Raw genomic sequence first — 16,606 nt, forward strand, 5'->3', positions numbered from 1 at the left:
CCGACAGAAGCGATGACGGGAAGAACGCATCCGGGGGGATGTACACTATATGTGAGAGGATGCTATATCTATGCAGCGAAAAGTGAATTGGCTCATGGTGCTGTTCAGCTTGATTGGTGGCGCCATCGGCTGGGGGATCGGAGAATGGCTGCTAAATAGCCTGCGCGGCGAGTGGCCGGATATTGTAGTGAGCGGACTTTACTTTGGTGTGATTTCGCTTTGTGTTGGTCTGGCCTGCCTGATCGCTGAGATGATCTCGCCTCGGTTGAATGGCCCTTCGTGGCGTCAGCGATATACAGGAACCTCGTGGCTGGTGCTTGTTCCCGCGACGCTGGTGATGCTGTTCATTGCGGGCTTGGCGTTGGAAGCGGCATATCAGTTCGAGCCGGGCAATGTAAAAACCGTGAACAATATCGTGCTCGCCATCGACAACTCGGGCAGTATGGAGGAGACCGATCCGAATCAGGACCGGTATAAAGCAGCCAAGCGCATGATCGAAGAGATGGATAGTGACAAGCAAGTAGCTGTGTTTGTATTTAACGACAATGTGGACTTGCTCCAGCCTTTTGTTCAGTTGGAAAATCAGGATGTCAAGAACCAGCTGTTCGCCAAGATCGATGCGATCCAGCCGACGCAGGGCGGTACGGATATCGGCCTGTCTCTATCCGAGGCGATGAAGCACATCAAGGATCATCAGGATACGGAGCGCGGCACGATGGTCGTGCTTCTGTCGGACGGCTTCAGTGAAGTAGACACAAACGCCATGCTCGCCGATTATAAGGCGCAGCATATTGGCGTTCATACGATCGGCCTCAGCCAGGTCGATGCCCAAGGCTCGGGCCTGCTGCGCCAGATTGCAGAGGAGACCGGAGGCCAATATTACGATGTGTCTGATGCAAATGAGCTGTCGTTCGTCTTCGAAAAGATCTACAGCAGTATCGGTGAAAGGACGCTGGTTACGGAGCGCTCCGGCCCGCTTAAGAACAGTACTTATTATATGGTTCTGCATATCATTGCCGTGGCACTTATTGGAACGATGCTTGGTCTGGCGCTGGGGCTCGTATTTGACAACCGTTATCTCGCCAAGAGCTTCGCGATTGGCGGCGCGGCAGCGGGGCTCTTGGCCGGCTTCCTGCTGGAGGTGGGCCTGTCCGGAAGTCCGTTCACGGACGGACTCGTTCGCTTGAGTGCCGATCTTGTGCTTGCGGGTGTCATTACGCTGTTCTCATTCGTCGTGCCTATCCGGGAGAACCAACGGCAGTCGGGAGGACGACGGCACAGAGGCGCGGCTGAGAGCGAAGTCAGCAGCCTGTCCGGCCGGCAATCTGATCGAAGCAGCCGCGGATTCTAGTGTGGGGAGGCCATGACAGATGCATTATATAGAGGCGGGATCGGATACGCCGATCATCCGCGAACTGACACATCATATTGACGAAGGGCAATGCACCTTGCGCTGGTTATGGCCGGCTGGTATCCAAGCCGTCTATATTCACAAGACGGTGGATGGCTCGCCATTGGATCGTCCGTCAGGCGCGGAGCTGAAGCTATATACGAGAGACGAATACAAAGCAAATAACGGGTATCACGACCGTATTGAAGGGATCGGGCGGCTCGTCTATACGGTATACGCCTGTCTGTTGCAGGAAGACGGTCAAACGCTCCTCATCCAGCCGAATGGCGAAAACCGGATCGCGCTCAGTACGGGCCGGGCGAGAATCTATTATTCGATCCGCTATAAGGGCGGCTGGTTCAAAAAATTCAAAGCCGCGCAAATTCAGGTGACGACAGAGGTGCCGCTGCCCGCGGATGTCCTTTGCTATGTGAAGAAACAGGGCGTCTATCCTGTCAGCCAGGACGACGGAACAGTCTATCCTTTCGTCGAGCCGTTTACCCCGGGCCGTAATGTGCTGCCGGAGATAGAGATCGGCAAGGACGACTATATCCGGCTTTTCTTTACCGATCGTCAACAATACGGCCAATTATACGAGCTGATACCGGAATAAGGAGGGGAAGACACTTGGGGATTTTTGATTTTCTGAAACGCAAACCGCAGCCGAAGTCGCAACCGCTGTTCTATGATATCGTGTGTCCGTACTGCTTCACCAAGTTCTCGCCGGAAGAGGTCGTGTTTCGTGCGGCGCACCATCGCGAGGATGATGAGGATTATGCGATGCAGGAGGATGAGAAACTTAACAAATACCGGGACCGCTTCGGCCTCGATACCGTCTATGATATGGAGGCGGTCATCGATGCGCGAGATATTCCGGAGGAGCACCATCTGTATTCCGATCATGTGTTGATTGGATTGAACGACCGGTATGGGGTCGTTACGCGCAGAAGGCTGTGCCCGCATTGCCATAACGAGCTTCCGGTGACGGCCGGGAAGGTGCCCAGCAATATTATATCGATTATCGGGGCTTCCCAGGTCGGCAAGTCGGTTTACATGACTTCGCTTATTCATACGCTTCAGCATAGTACGGCGGATCATTTCGATGCCGCCTGCATGCCGCTCAATGCGGAGATAAGCCGAAAATTTCGCCAGATGTACGAGGAGCCGCTGTTCGAACGCGGTGATCTGCTTGCTTCAACACAGAAGGAGAAGATGCAGGAGCCGTTTATTTTTCAATTCGTCTTCAAGGATGAGTCGAAGCCTCCGCTGACGCTGGTGTTTTTTGATGTCGCAGGAGAAGGAATGGTCGATCAAGATTATCTCGGGCTGCATGGTCAGCATATCAAAAATTCAGCAGGCATCCTGTTCATGATCGATCCGCTGCAAATTCGCACCATTCGTGAAAAAATACGCATGCAATACGGCGGCGAATCTAACGAGTGGGTACCGCAATACGATGAACCGCGTGATGTCGTGCTGACGATGTTCGGCGATTTCATCGCCTACCAAGAGAAAAACAAGACCGACATTCCGACGGCGGTCGTGCTGACGAAAAGCGATATGCTGCATGCGTTGAAAGATGAGGACGGCGATTATATAAAGGGAAATAGTAATATTTTCAATAATATGATTCATCGCAAATATCTTAATCTAACCGAATCCAACAATATCGACGGTGAGATGCGGCGCTTTATCGAGAAGGTGGACCGTCCGTTCAAAGGTACGATGGATGTCTACTTCTCGAATACGTCCTACTTCGCTGTGTCCGCACTCGGCAGCAACCCGGTCAATCAGAAGCTGCAAGGTGTTGTAAGCCCGATACGGGTTGATGAGCCGTTCATATGGCTGCTGTATCAACTGAATTATATCGAGGGGAGAGAGCAGCATTGACAGCGAACAGATCCTCTCGCATCCAGCAGCAAATGTACACACGGGAGCGGAGTGGCATTTTCCGTCCGAACGAAGGATTTGACACGATTGCGAAGTCTGCCGGTCTCGATGCCGGGTTCATCAAAAAAGTGCTGCACCCATTCTGTGTTTACGATGCGCCGACAGAACTGGTGTCACAAGGCGAAAAGGATGAAGCTCGCTATCCGCAGGCGCTGCATCTGTTTCACGGTGACTCGGGACAGCTCGTCCTGGGCCGCAGCATTTATCAGGCAGCCGATTTTACCGGTTTGCGCAGCGCTTTCTTCACTCATAACTACATCATTCCTGTCGAAAGTGCTGCGGCGGTAAAAGACTATGCAGGCTTGCTGAGAACCGCCTTCGCCAGCAGCTATGACATCGAACAAGGCATGGAACTGCCCGAGTTGGAGCAGCTGCCTGTTGAAGCGGAAGTGCATCATACGGCCTCGCCATCCGCTCTGCTCGCTAGCTTAGGGATCGACGAGAAGATGTTCAAGCAGTTGCTGTTCGCCGTCATGTCGTCCATCGTTACAAGGCGCAAGGTGTTCGTGGCGCTCGATGTTGAGTTGGAGGCGTTGACAGAGTGCGCAATACAACTCGCCAGCGTGTTATACGGCAGCCTCCCTTACGCGTACCGCCGCGCTCTGGGTTTGCTTACATATTCGAAGGATCCGCAGAGCCGGAAGGGGATTCATCTCACCTTCGTTGAACGCGGAAGCTTGCGGCCCAATGATCGTCAAATCGACAAAGATTATACGTTCGATCTGGCTTCTCGGCGGGTTACGAATGTCGATATCGACCTGGCGAAGCAGCCTTACCTGAACTTTGCCTGGAACAATCTCTCGCTGCCGGAGCGGGCGGAAGCGTTCTATGACTTTGCGGAACAGCTGTTGCAAGGTATGGACTCGCAGCAGTATACGGCGATTGTGAGCTACCACGAGCTTGCCGTCTTGTACCAGATTGAAGGAGGCAACGCTTCCTTATATATGCAGAATCGAAACATCGTACTCCGTTCCATGCTCGGCTATTTGGAGCCCGCCCAGGCTACCCTTGCGAAGCCGCGGCTGCAAAAGCTGTTCCGCGACTGCTTCGATCGCGAATATGAACGGGTGCAGCAGGGACAGGCGCCAGATCCGAATATTGTGAAGTGCTTCATCGAGTACGAAGCAATTGCCGGGGGGACGGCGGGATTGGGAAGCGACCTGCTCGGATATTTAATCCGAAGCTTGTACGAGGCAAGCAAGGAGAAGAACCGCGAGTGGATGGAAGCTTACTATGATCTTATTGAGGGCAGCGGCAGGGTCAGCCAGGCCTTCTTCGCTACGCTGCTGCGGGGCGGCAAGACGATTTCGCTTTTCTTCCCGTTTATGCAGCGGAAGTTCCAAAAAGCGACCCGGGCCGAGGAGGTCGTGAAGTTGGCGTTTCATTGGTCCAGTCAGCATCCGATCCTTCTAGACTCGAAGGAATTTATTGATCTGGCCACCGGACAGCTGATGGAGAAGCTCCGGCGTGAGGTGGAGCCGGTGTCGGCCGTGAATACGGTGCTCGATATGATCGACCGCTTGTTCGAGGAGAAGAGTCGTTCGGCGAGTGAACCGATGCTATCATTCTTGAAACTGTTGTCCTATGAAGCGAATGTGTTCTTGCTGACAGAGCTCGAACTGGAGCATGTACACAAGGATGCATTCCTGCAGATCGATTTCCTGGCATACCCGGATGAAGTTAGACAATGGGCGACCCGTTTTCCGCCGCATGTGAAGTCGAATGCAGCGGTTATGCTGTCTGCGTACCGTTGGTTTCACGACGAAGATCCGGATGAATCGCTGTTCGACGGATTGTCACCGGCAGAGATGGATCGGCTGCAGAAGCTCGGCCGCCGCTGGCTGCAGGACGATCTCGGACAGGCCAATTTTGGCCGGCTGGTGCTTGCCTTCTATCGCGGTATCGACAGCGGCATGATCGAGTACGGATCACTACTTCATTACTTGCAGCAGCATGCCTCTGACAAAGAGATCGTCTATAAATTTATAAACTGGTCGAAGAACAAGCGTTTCTTCTTGAAAGGGAAGAAGCTCGCGCCGGGATATGCGTCGGCATTGGTAGCCTATTTCAAGAAATATGACAGGGACGCATTCAAACACCGGATGAACCGGAAACTTTATTTCGATAAGGCGGGAGCTCCGCTGCAAGCCGTCTATGATAAGGCACGCCGCGAGCTGTCTCCGCCGCTCGTGAGATGGCTGCATCGTAACCGGAAGCCGCTTATGTGGCTCATGGCTATTGTCCTGGTTGGCGGGGGGATTGCCGGAGGAATGGCAGCGCTCGGCATCTTTGACCGCGGCGAGCCGGCCGTGACAGGAAAGCCTGGCACGAAGCCGACGCCGCCGCAGCAAGCGACAGAGAAGCAGGAGCCGCAGGTTTACGCGCGGCTAACCGAGGATGTCGCTGATGGCGAATTGAAGCCGCAGACAGAGCTTGTATTCGAGTTCGGAACAGAGGCGGAGTGCGCCGCCTTCCAAACGGACACGATTACTTTGAAGCTGATGGACGGCAAGGCGCAGAATTATACGGATTATAAAGTGCAATATCTTTGCTCTGATGGAAGCGGGGCAAGCGATGATGAAGGCCGTTCGGATGCAGGGTCGTCGGATCGTGCTCAAGACACCGGTGCAGGAACGGAGGAGCCGCCATCGGTCGGAGACGCTGAACCTCAAACCGAGCGAGACGGGAACGGGGACCAAGCACCGGCTGGAAATTCTTCGGAAAACCCTTCAGGGAACAGCGTGGGGACGGACAAGACGGCGGCGGACGACACAACGCAGGGAGAAGCGCTATCTCCCTCGGGCGGAATAGATGCTGATAACGCCCAGGATACAATTGAGCCTACCCGTAAGCAGATCTACTATGCGATCGTCTCTTTAAGCGAAGAGGTGGCTGTTGATCATATAAGTGAAGTACTTGTGAACGAAAAGATGGTTAAATATATAAAAAAATAGGGACTCACTTGTCTGAATAGCGGTTCTACTGGTATCAAACCGGTATATCTAGTGGTCATAATATGGAAATCTTCTATAAAGGCCTTAGAAGAAGATGCGCGTAAGCATGGATTAGATGTAAAAAGAGTTAAAAAAGAGAAAAAGAAGAGCTGCGAAGTATCGCGGCTCTTCTTTTCCTTTATTAGTCCTGAATATCTTGTACAAAAGTCTTACAATAAAGGCCACGGGTAGGACCAAAAAAACAAACTGCTAAAACATGACGCCAAAACTAAATTCCATAATGATTGCACCTCCAAACAGAAATTATGCCTAATCTCATTAAATTGATACGTCCTATTTTCTAGGTTTAATTACTCATTTGCTAAACAAATTCTTAACTCAAGCTGTCGTCTTTGAGGGACAGGTAAACAAATGTATATGAAAAGTAATAACTTATCTCTTTAAAACAAGAGATAAGTTTCTTAATGTTACTGTAAAGCCACGTCTAAAGTTTCAAAAATAATATGTGGAAAGGATGAAAGATCATCGGATTAAGCTTGTTACATCATAAAGAATAGAAAGGAAGTGGGCGTTTATGACATGGTATAAAAAATGGGCAACAATTGTAATGATTATGAGCTTATTGTTGACACTTGTTCCGGCAGTGCAAGCGGAGGAGGGAAATCCGCCAACGCCAACGGAAGAGCAGGTTCTGCCAGACCAACCAAGTGAGATCGACGCGACAAATCCAGATGAAGTACTAGATCCTACAGTCCAACCGGAAGATCTGGCACCGGCGCAGGGTGTAGAAGGGGTGGTCCCCGCAGTGTATGGGTTACAGTCAGAGATTCATAATCTTGCTCTAGGGCTTAATTATGAATGGTCTGAAGCACCCGAAGCCGCGTATCCCGACGATAGCAATAAGCTGACTGATGGCAAATATGGTGAACTGAACATGTCGGATCCGGCATGGGTAGGGCATGTGAAGAAGAAGACACGCGAAGTCGTGTTCGACTTGGGCGAGCCAAAGTCTATTTCGAACATTAAAGCCCGGTTTATGCAAGATTGGCCTACCAACTCTATGTTGGTTCCGTTGACGGTCTCGATGTACGTCTCTGACGACAAGGAAAATTGGGGAACGCTTTCACACAACGCCACTCAGCTTCTTTGGGGGGACGGACCACCAAGAGAAGAGGTGTATGAGTGGGATGGGGCCACAGACGGAATTCGAAGCGGAAATTTGGATGCGAGCATGGCCTATGCCCGTTATGTAAAGGTAACCTTTTCGATGCATACCAGGGCGTGGAGTTTCATTGATGAAATTGAAATAATGGGTGCTGACGGGAAGCTTGAAGGAGCGGTGACGGTTCCGTCTGAGCAACCTGCTTTTTTAGAACCGGGTGAAGCCACAGCAGGCATTCACAATCTTAATTTGCTGTATAACGGGCATTATCCGAATGATTTGGGAACGTGGAAGAAGGAACGGATTATTCCTAACATCAGTTATGTAGATCAGTCAGGGGAACCGGTGGATTGGCTCTTTGACGGTGTTCTTTATCTCGGTCTTGCTGCACCGAATGGCCTGGCATTTGACGGGGGATTCAGCCCAAGCACGGGAGCCACTCTGAAAGAATGGCAGTGGTATCTGGATAAGACCTTTGCCGAAGCAGGCGATATGCAGCAATTAAATGAAGCAACAAAGGAAGTCGGAGCCAAGCTCGATCAGCCAGATTTTAAAGAAAAGGTTGTTTTGATGATTCCAGATCCAGGTGAGTATGTAAGGGATTTCGGAGTTATAGATGGTGAAGCTTTAAACTTTAATGTTTCAGATGTTGGAGAAGGGAAAGCGCTTGCAAACCGGGAGGAAGCGATTCAATGGTGGTTAGATCAAGTGGAAGAAAGATGGGGAGCAGCGAATTATTCCAATCTTGAGCTTGTGGGAATGTACTGGCTGGCAGAACAAATCAGTACAAGTGAGAAAGGTCCAGATCTGCTTCAATCGACAAGTGTAAAAGTTCATAACAAAAATCTAAAGTTTTTCTGGATACCGCACTCCCTGGCGTACAAAAGCTACATGTGGAAGGATGTCGGGTTCGATGCCGTAGCCTTCCAGCCTAACTATTTCTTTGAAGAACTGGGTTATGACCGTTTGGAAGACGCCGCGAACATAGCGAAGCAGTATGGGATGAGCAATGAACTGGAGTTTGATGATCGGATGCTTACAGATGCTGTATTTCGTGAACGGTTTATTGATTATTTGAACAGTGGTGTAGAAACGGGGCTTATGCAAAAGGGTTTTAAAGCCTACTACCAAGGGAATAATGCTATTTTCAATACAGCTGTTAGTACGGATCCTTCAACACGTATTTTGTATGAATGGCTTTATCAATTCGTGAATGGAACCTATGAAAAAAACAATGCCGCTCCACCAGAGGCTGTAGTACAAATGAACGGAAAAGCGCTTCAAAGCGGAGCCGTCATACCGGATACGGAGCCGGTTCAATTCACATGGGAAGTCCAAAATGATGATGGAAGCGGATTGACTAAAGTGACTGCAACGTTTGATGGCAAACCTTACACCGAAGGAACGGTCATTGATCTGGCAGGCAAGCCGGGTAAACACGAGCTGATCATAACCGTAGCAGCGGGAAAATCGAAGAAAACCTCTTATGTCATCGAAGCATCCACGAATGCTGACGGTTTGAAAACGTTAGTTAACCGCTTCGAGGAGAAGCAGCAATTCACGAATGCTGAAGCGGCTCGTTCTTTGAACAATTATTTGGATATGATGAAACGCTATGAAGGCGCGGATGCAGTTAAGGCTGTCAAATATCTCAAAGGATTTAATGCAAAGCTGGAACTGTTGAAGAAAGATCATATCATTTCTGATAGCGCTTACAGCACGCTGAAGGAAGGTGTCTATTATCTGATTGGGAATGAAGCTGCAAATAAAGCGGTGGAAGCATCATCGATAGAAGGCGCCAATCCGAATTATGCACCTGCAAAGGCAGTGGATGGATTCGCTGCTACAAGATGGGCGAGTGATTATATTAACAATTCGTGGTTCCAGATCGATCTCGGTGAAGTGAAGGAGATGGATACGGTAAGAATCGATTGGGAGTATGCTCGCGCAAAAACATATAAATTACTTGTATCGGATGATAAGCAGAACTGGACAAATGCCGTGAGTGAGAATGATGGAATCATTACAGCGCATGATGGAAAAGAAACGGTTCAATTTGATCCAGTAAAGGCTAGATACATTAAATTTCAAGGAATTGAAAGAGCGACGGATTATGGATATTCCTTCTATGAATTTGGTGTATATAATCTCTCCGGAGTCGAGGAGATCAAAGCGATTGAAGGCTTGAAAGCGGCAGTGGACGCAGCATCGAAAAAAGTAACGATAGATGGGTTAATCATGAATGGCGGCCTTGAAAAGGTTCAATTGAAAGTGCTTAATCCGAAAGGCAAAGTGGATTACGAAGGTCAAACGACAAGTACAGAAGCGGGAAGCTTCCAATTCGCATTCACACTCAAGACTGGAATAGAGGGAACCTACGAAGCATATCTGTCAACAGACGAGATGAGTGTGCCTGAAAAAGTTACCTTTGAATATAAGAAAGTAAACCCTGGTGAAGGCAATGGTAATGAAGGCAACAATGGGGGTGGTGGTAGCGGAGGAAACGGTGGAGGAAACAGCGGTGGAAGTGGCGGAGCTCCGGTTCCAACTCCCGATGGATTCCAGCCTCAACCGAATGGTTCGATGAAAGCAGTACTCAGCTCCAAACTCGATTCCGATGGAAGAACGGCAATTGGTGTTTTGAGTGAGCAAGAAATACGGAAGGCGCTAGCCCAAGCAAAGGCTGATCAAGCTGGTAAGCAGAAATTAAGTATAGAGATTAAGAAGAATGGGGAAGCAGCGAAATATGCGCTGGATCTTCCTGCAACATTCTTGTCTGAGTATCCTAATCTGCTTATTGAAGTGATTACCCCGAAAGCATCAATCGTACTTTCCGGACAGATGCTGGCAAAATCAGAAGGGCTTGGCAAGCAGCTTCGTTTTGTTGTTGGTGATAAGGATGGAAAAACAATAAGCCCAGAAGCACAAGCTCAAATAGGCAATAGACCTATTATTCATTTGGAGGCTAAGCTGGATGGTAAGCTGATTCAGTGGAAGAACGAGAAGGCTCCAATCACCGTCACTGTTCCGTATTTAGTTGCTGGCAAAGAGATCGGGACTAGAATCGGTATATTGTCGATTAACGATCAAGGTGCAGCATCAGCTATGAAGGGAGCGATATATTCAGCTTCCGACAAGCTCATCCGCTTCCAAACGGACCGTACAGGCACATATGCGGTATATTATGATCAACCTGTATCCCAATTTACGGATCTCGACAATCATTTATGGGCTAAGGAAGCCATTGATCAATTGACTGCATTGGGGATTGTGAAGGGAACATCGGCTGACATATTCAGCCCCGGTGAGCAAGTGAGCAGAGCAGATTTTATTCTGATGCTCATCAGAGCACTTGATTTAAAGGCGGAAGCAAGCGATACATTTACAGATGTTAAACCGCAGGATTATTATTACGATGCTGTATCCATCGCGAAGCAGCTGGACATCGTTACCGGTGTCGATGGGGAGCGATTAGACCCGAAAGCAAAAATAACACGACAAGATATGATGGTGATGGCTGTCCGGGCCTTGAAGGCAGCAAAAGCAACAGAGATCGCGGGAGACCTGACAGCGCTCGACGGCTTTAAGGATGCCAAAAGCATATCCGCTTATGCGGAAGGCAGTATTGCGGGCATGATTGAGCAGGGTCTGATTCAAGGTGATGGATATATGATCCATCCGCGCGACAATACCACCCGTGCTGAAACAGCCGTGTTTCTGTATCGGTTATTGAATTATGTAACTGAATAATAGTTTAAATGCATAAGGCAAGCCGATCGAGTGTCAGATCCTTGGGTTTGTATTCAATCGGCGTCATTTGAAACGAATTCACACATTGAAAAAGTCCATTTATTTGGTGGAATTTTTTTCAATGTGTGATTTTTTTGTTTCTGAAGAAATGATCATGTTAGATGGGCTTAATATGACCTGGGACCCATATGCTGGAAATTTATTGACATAAAATAACTGCAACACTATTATAAAGAAGAAAAACACAACACCATGTTATTTCCTCTTAATGCTTTCTTTGCCGCACATTAATTAAATTGTAGGAGGAATCGAAAATGGGAAATGCGAAAATTCAGGATTATATCGAGAGCAGTCAGCAGCAATGGGACGAAGAGTACAGATCTAATATGTGGAGTTATTTATCGGATATCACGGAATATGCCAGATATTCGATTGTCTACGGGTACATAAGAAAGTTTGTTGCAGATGAGGGCATTTTGGATATGGGGTGCGGCACCGGTATATTGTACGATATGCTTTTGGACAGCGAGAAGGATGTCTATACAGGTGTGGACCTCTCAGAGGAAGCTATCAAAATAGCGTCGAGTAAAACATCTAAGCGCATTTTCCATAGTGGGGACATTAATCAATATGTTCCTACAAAGCGATACGATGTCATTATTTTTAATGAATCATTACAATACGTACCGAACACGCCCAGCAAACTGTTAGAATACTCGCGTTACCTGACTCCTGATGGCGTAATAATATCTTCCTTATATTCTCACAAAAACACTCTAGATCCGGACTATGCAATGGTAGAATATAAAATCGAAGAGATGGAGCAGTGCGGACTGTTTGATGTAGTGGACAAAGTGAGCTTGTTTAACCATAACGCCGGATTGAAATGGTATATTCATCTTTTGAAGAAAAAGAGTTAGGACATAATCCTGATTGAATCCGATAAAGGGAATGAGATCACATTCCCGGGGGTGAAGGATGACATCCTCAATGCGCTGCAGCGGTAAGTAGATCGAAGCCAAAAAACATCGGCATTCCCTTACAGGACGCCGATGTTTTTTTTACCCTCTGAAGCATGCTGGCCAAGGCCAAAAAATGACGGTTGGTTGCGGTTGCCTTACTCAGGTTTCTCTTGCCCCGGATCAGCCTGGATGGTTTCGTCCGCACCGGAAAAATCCCGCTTGATGCCCATATGCAGATTACGGTCCTCATAATCAAAGGGATTGGGTGGCCGCTGATCCTTGCGCCACGGACTGCTTTTGCCTAACGATTCACTCCGTAGATCAGCTCCATATGGCCCTTCGGGAAATTCCTCGGGAATCAGGTCGTTGCGTTGGGATTCGACAGTAGATAGATCCGTATATTCCGCTCGTTCTTCCTTCTCAAACCGGTTCATAGACGAAGCCTCCCGAATGGGTACTTAACATACCGTTTCAGTGTGCCCCGGACCGCAAAAATCATGCAGCTGCCGAATCCTATATTCGCACTCTTTTGCATACATATGATATGAAGAGGAGCGTGAGCAATATGGACAGTAAACTGAAGCGATACTATAAGCTAAAGCAACAGCAGAAAGAGATAGAGCAGGAATTAACTGAATTACGGAGTGAGATCATCGACCATTGCAAGGAGCAGGACATAACCGAATTGGAGGCTGGGAGCTACAAAGCGAAGATTGTTCTTCAAGAGCGGAAGGAATACGATGATAACAAGCTGTATGAAGCGCTCCCTGATCCCGAGGTGTGGCGCATGCTTTCTAAGCCGGATCCCTCTAAGATTGCTAGCCTGATCACACTTAATGTCATCTCCGGGGAAAAGATTAAAGATACGTTCTCAATCAAAAGTGTGTCCCTACTGCATGTGGATAAAAAGTAATGTTTATCAGTCTTCAAGCTGATTCCTGTATTCAACTGGAGTCAGCTTATTTAATTTCCGTTGTACTTTAACCCCAGCTTTGGATCGCTGTCTCCCCGGCTATATCAAGGCCGATCTGCCAGAGACCGCCCAATGGCAGTGGAACGGTCCCGGCATAAGCTTTCTACTTCAACACAAGATTGGACGCCCCGCCGGCTTCGAACAATCTTTCTTGCCTTGCTTTGGCAATGGCGTCCTCGCGATTGCTGACGCCAAGTTTCGAGTAAAGGCTGGAGCAGTAGTTACGGATGGTACCCTCGGATAGAAACATCTTGCCCGCGATGGACTTGTAACGTAATCCGTTTGCCATGTGAAGAAGTATATCGAGCTCACGCTTTGTTAATCCATAGGGGTGCTCTTGCTCGCTACGGACCAGACTGCTGTTTAGCAGCTCCCGCTGTTGTCTCATCTCCTTAAACACTTGAATGGCAATGCCTTGATCGATCCATGTCCCTCCATTACTGATGACTTTGATGGCTTCGGCTAATTCCTGAGGACGGATCGATTTTAGCAAATACCCTTCTGCACCCAGCTGGAGCGAGAGGGCTGCCTGCTCCATATCTTCGAAGGTCGTGAGCATAATGACCCGTATTTCCGGCCATTGCTGCTTGATCTGTCGCAGAGCTTCGATCCCGTTCATGCCGGGCATCTGTACATCCATAAGCACGATATCTGGACGATGTACCGCACATTGTTCAAGTGCGTCATGTCCTTGTGCAGCTGTACCGACGATCGTAAAACCTTGCTGCTGTTCAAGAATGCGTTGCAGGCTTTCGGTTATGACGGGTTGATCGTCAACAAGCATGATGCTGATTTCTTTATTTAATTCCCTTTTAAGCGGAAGGGAACATACGATTAAAGTGCCTACGTCAGGAGTGGAATGGATAGACATTTGTCCTGACAGTTCCATTAGTCGCTCCTTCATTCCGGACAGCCCAAATCCGAAATTGACATGCTCGATGCCAACTCCGTTATCCTCGATTTGTAAGCGAAGCTCATGCTCATCAAAGAACAAATGAATGCTAAGCGTGTTGGCTTTACCGTGACGTACGGCATTAGTCAGTGCTTCTTGAAGACAGCGATGCAGACAGAAGCTGAACCGCTTGCTGACCTTAGCCTCATGTCCAAATATGCGGAAGTGCACGGTTACACCGGTTGATTTGGTAAATTCCTCAACAAGCTGCTGTAGCGATTCTGTCAATAAGAGGGGGGATTGAGGCTGTGAGAGATGATGCAATTGTTTGCGGATATTATCCAACCCACGACGTGCCAGATTCACGATGGTTTCCAAGCGTGCATCCAAAGCCTGGGGACATGATGGACGCATCGACTCGATGCCAACAATAATCGAGGTGAGTGTATGTCCTATTGTATCATGCAGTTCACGGGACAGTCGATTACGCTCCTCCATAATCGTTAGTTGTTCAATTTTTGTTAAATGCTGTTCCAGCACGCGTCTTTGTTCCTGGATGATCTCATTCTGCTGCTGAGTTAGTACGAATAGCTGCCATCCATACCCAAGTGCAAAGGATAGTCCATGATTCAACATGTACGTAATCCATGTCTCATACTGAAGTTTGTCAGCTGCCCAGCCAATAGAAACAGAAATGATCAGGACACTTGAAAGAGCTATCCAAAGATAAGTTCGGCTAAGGCTAAAAAAACCGATCATGCAAGCAAATATAATAAATTGCCAAGAGAGCTCCGCCGTTTGCTGAGCCAAAAAAATGCTGAACAAACCTGCAAGTCCGATCTCAGCTAGCAAATACCATGTGTGATTCAATGGTTGTAGCAGGAAAGGGATGACAAACACCACAACGGATAATGTAAGAATCACGCTTATCGGTGATGTAAATAGTTCCGGTTGACGCCAAACGATAATAACGATATGACTCAACCACATGACACGTAGAGTCAATAAAATCCAATGATACCACTGCCAATGTCTCGTTATTTGGTGCATGATTGAACCCCTTTCTAAACCGGTTCGATGAGCTGTATAAATCCATATCCCACTAGTGTAGGGGGAAAATGTCATTTTGACTAGTGAGTTTTTGTCATATGACGTCAAGGTACGAACTAGTGACATATCGTCACTGGTGTTTATGAGAATTCTTCAATTATTGTAATGGCTGGATGTGCATGCTTGAGGCTGAATGTTCAAATTTTAGTCTACTTGCGCTGCCATTACTTACTTTGAAGGAGTGGGCACTATGCATGTGAAAAAAATAGGATTGTTAAGCTGTGCAGCTTTGTTGGCAGGAGTTATGGTGATTCAGACAGCCGAAAACGTGAATGCAAGCTCAAACAAAGCAGGAGAAGTGCAATCGCCTGCTGTTCATTCAACACAGAAACAAAAAAACCTCAAAGTTCAGAAGGAACTAGACAAGCTTCTCAAAACGGACATACATGGCGCCATCGCCTATGTATATGATCATGGCAAATATCAAGGCTATGCATCCGGCATCGCTGATATTACGACCGGACGCAAGATGGATCCGGATTATCGCTATCGGATCGGAAGTTTAACCAAGACATTTACTGCGACGGTTGTTCTGCAATTGGCAGGTGAAAACAAGCTTGATCTGGACGATCCTGTTGAAAAATGGGTTCCTGGGTTAGTTCAGGGCAATGGGTATGACGGAAAAAAGGTGACGATTCGGCAGCTGTTGAACCATACAAGCGGATTAGCGGAATATACTGTCGACCTGTTTGATGGCACAGGATCGGATATACTGAAGCGCGCAAATGTGACGTATACAGCGGAGCAGCTTGTAAAAAAAGGGCTGGCTCAAAAGCCGCTGTTTGCACCCGGTAAGGGCCTGATGTATACCAATACCAATTATGTTCTGCTTGGCATCATTATTGAGAAAGTTACGGGAAATACTTATGCACAGGAAATGGAGACACGTATTATTGAGCCGCTGAAGCTGAATAACACGTTCGTACCAGGTGCAAATCTTATTGTGCCAGGAGCGAATCATTCCCGGGCATATTTTTATTATAATAAAGATAGATTTGACGTAACGGATTTGAACCCGTCCATTGGAGGAGCCGCTGGAGAGATGATCTCCACGGGTAAGGATTTAAGTACGTTCTTCTCTGCTTTGTTCAGCGGGAAACTGTTGAAGCAGGAGCAGATGGAGCAGATGTTTACACCTGTAAAGTCCGACTTTGAAGAAATGCCTTACTTTGGTCTTGGTGTTTATCAGATAAAAATGCCAAATGGTGAACTGGTATGGGGGCATAGCGGCAGTATCTTCGGATCGGCAAATGGCGTCAGAGCTTCCCGTGACGGAAAGCGCGTCGTGGTGGTAAACCTCAATTCATACACGGATTCTATGAGCGGTGAGGAATATTTTAATGAGGTATACATGGCTGGCCTGGGATTGCACAAGAAGTAGATATAACCATCATTAACAATAGCCATGCCGATTTACGAGACGAACGCAAGGAGAGAAATAGAACAAGGCCGGCTGCCTCTGA

Annotated in this window: 10 protein-coding genes; 8 read left to right on the top strand and 2 right to left on the bottom strand. The window is 48.1% G+C overall.

Going from position 1 to position 16,606, the window contains the following annotated elements; translation table 11 throughout:
- The first annotated feature begins 70 nt into the window (after positions 1-70).
- The 6 genes from MNQ98_RS05705 (at position 71) to MNQ98_RS05730 (ending at position 12,126) form a co-directional block, all read left to right on the top strand.
- Positions 71-1,351, top strand: a complete 1,281-nt coding sequence (locus MNQ98_RS05705; RefSeq protein ID WP_241932319.1) for a vWA domain-containing protein — start codon at positions 71-73, stop codon at positions 1,349-1,351.
- Between the two features lie 19 nt (positions 1,352-1,370).
- On the top strand, positions 1,371-2,003 hold the full coding sequence (locus tag MNQ98_RS05710; protein WP_241932320.1) for a beta-mannanase: 633 nt from the start codon (positions 1,371-1,373) through the stop codon (positions 2,001-2,003).
- A 14-nt stretch (positions 2,004-2,017) separates the two neighbouring features.
- On the top strand, positions 2,018-3,280 hold the full coding sequence (locus MNQ98_RS05715; protein ID WP_241932321.1) for a hypothetical protein: 1,263 nt from the start codon (positions 2,018-2,020) through the stop codon (positions 3,278-3,280).
- Positions 3,277-6,294: a GAP1-N2 domain-containing protein gene (locus MNQ98_RS05720; protein WP_241932322.1), complete on the top strand. Its 3,018-nt coding sequence runs from the start codon at positions 3,277-3,279 to the stop codon at positions 6,292-6,294. The genes MNQ98_RS05715 and MNQ98_RS05720 overlap by 4 nt, the downstream gene beginning before the upstream one ends.
- Before the next feature lie 574 nt (positions 6,295-6,868).
- Positions 6,869-11,206 carry a DUF4855 domain-containing protein gene (locus MNQ98_RS05725; RefSeq protein WP_241932323.1) on the top strand — a complete coding sequence of 1,446 codons (4,338 nt, stop codon included), beginning with the start codon at positions 6,869-6,871 and terminating at the stop codon, positions 11,204-11,206.
- A gap of 314 nt (positions 11,207-11,520) precedes the next feature.
- Entirely contained in the window at positions 11,521-12,126 is a 606-nt protein-coding gene (locus tag MNQ98_RS05730; protein ID WP_241932324.1) for a class I SAM-dependent methyltransferase, read from the top strand.
- Positions 12,127-12,323: 197 nt separating this feature from the next.
- Here MNQ98_RS05730 and MNQ98_RS05735 read toward each other — a convergent pair whose 3' ends face one another.
- Entirely contained in the window at positions 12,324-12,602 is a 279-nt protein-coding gene (locus tag MNQ98_RS05735; protein WP_241932325.1) for a hypothetical protein, read from the bottom strand.
- Positions 12,603-12,733: 131 nt separating this feature from the next.
- On the opposite strand from MNQ98_RS05735, the gene MNQ98_RS05740 reads away from it, so the two are divergent.
- Positions 12,734-13,081: a hypothetical protein gene (locus MNQ98_RS05740; RefSeq protein WP_241932326.1), complete on the top strand. Its 348-nt coding sequence runs from the start codon at positions 12,734-12,736 to the stop codon at positions 13,079-13,081.
- A gap of 163 nt (positions 13,082-13,244) precedes the next feature.
- Here MNQ98_RS05740 and MNQ98_RS05745 read toward each other — a convergent pair whose 3' ends face one another.
- Complete coding sequence (locus MNQ98_RS05745; RefSeq protein WP_241932327.1) at positions 13,245-15,083, bottom strand: helix-turn-helix transcriptional regulator; 1,839 nt, start codon at positions 15,081-15,083, stop codon at positions 13,245-13,247.
- Between the two features lie 250 nt (positions 15,084-15,333).
- On the opposite strand from MNQ98_RS05745, the gene MNQ98_RS05750 reads away from it, so the two are divergent.
- The gene (locus tag MNQ98_RS05750; protein ID WP_241932328.1) at positions 15,334-16,524 is read left to right on the top strand and encodes a serine hydrolase domain-containing protein; all 1,191 of its coding nucleotides are present in this window, start codon (positions 15,334-15,336) and stop codon (positions 16,522-16,524) included.
- The last annotated feature ends 82 nt before the right edge of the window (positions 16,525-16,606 follow it).

Origin of the sequence: Paenibacillus sp. N3/727 (assembly GCF_022637315.1) — a bacterium.
GTDB lineage: Bacteria > Bacillota > Bacilli > Paenibacillales > Paenibacillaceae > Paenibacillus_AQ > Paenibacillus_AQ uliginis.

What these genes read in the sequence shown, in the direction of transcription:
- MNQ98_RS05705 (WP_241932319.1), top strand. Translation starts at nt 71, where the DNA reads ATGCAGCGAAAAGTGAATTGGCTCATGGTGCTGTTCAGCTTGATTGGT.
- MNQ98_RS05735 (WP_241932325.1), bottom strand. Translation starts at nt 12,602, where the DNA reads ATGAACCGGTTTGAGAAGGAAGAACGAGCGGAATATACGGATCTATCT.
- MNQ98_RS05710 (WP_241932320.1), top strand. Translation starts at nt 1,371, where the DNA reads ATGCATTATATAGAGGCGGGATCGGATACGCCGATCATCCGCGAACTG.
- MNQ98_RS05725 (WP_241932323.1), top strand. Translation starts at nt 6,869, where the DNA reads ATGACATGGTATAAAAAATGGGCAACAATTGTAATGATTATGAGCTTA.
- MNQ98_RS05740 (WP_241932326.1), top strand. Translation starts at nt 12,734, where the DNA reads ATGGACAGTAAACTGAAGCGATACTATAAGCTAAAGCAACAGCAGAAA.
- MNQ98_RS05730 (WP_241932324.1), top strand. Translation starts at nt 11,521, where the DNA reads ATGGGAAATGCGAAAATTCAGGATTATATCGAGAGCAGTCAGCAGCAA.
- MNQ98_RS05745 (WP_241932327.1), bottom strand. Translation starts at nt 15,083, where the DNA reads ATGCACCAAATAACGAGACATTGGCAGTGGTATCATTGGATTTTATTG.
- MNQ98_RS05750 (WP_241932328.1), top strand. Translation starts at nt 15,334, where the DNA reads ATGCATGTGAAAAAAATAGGATTGTTAAGCTGTGCAGCTTTGTTGGCA.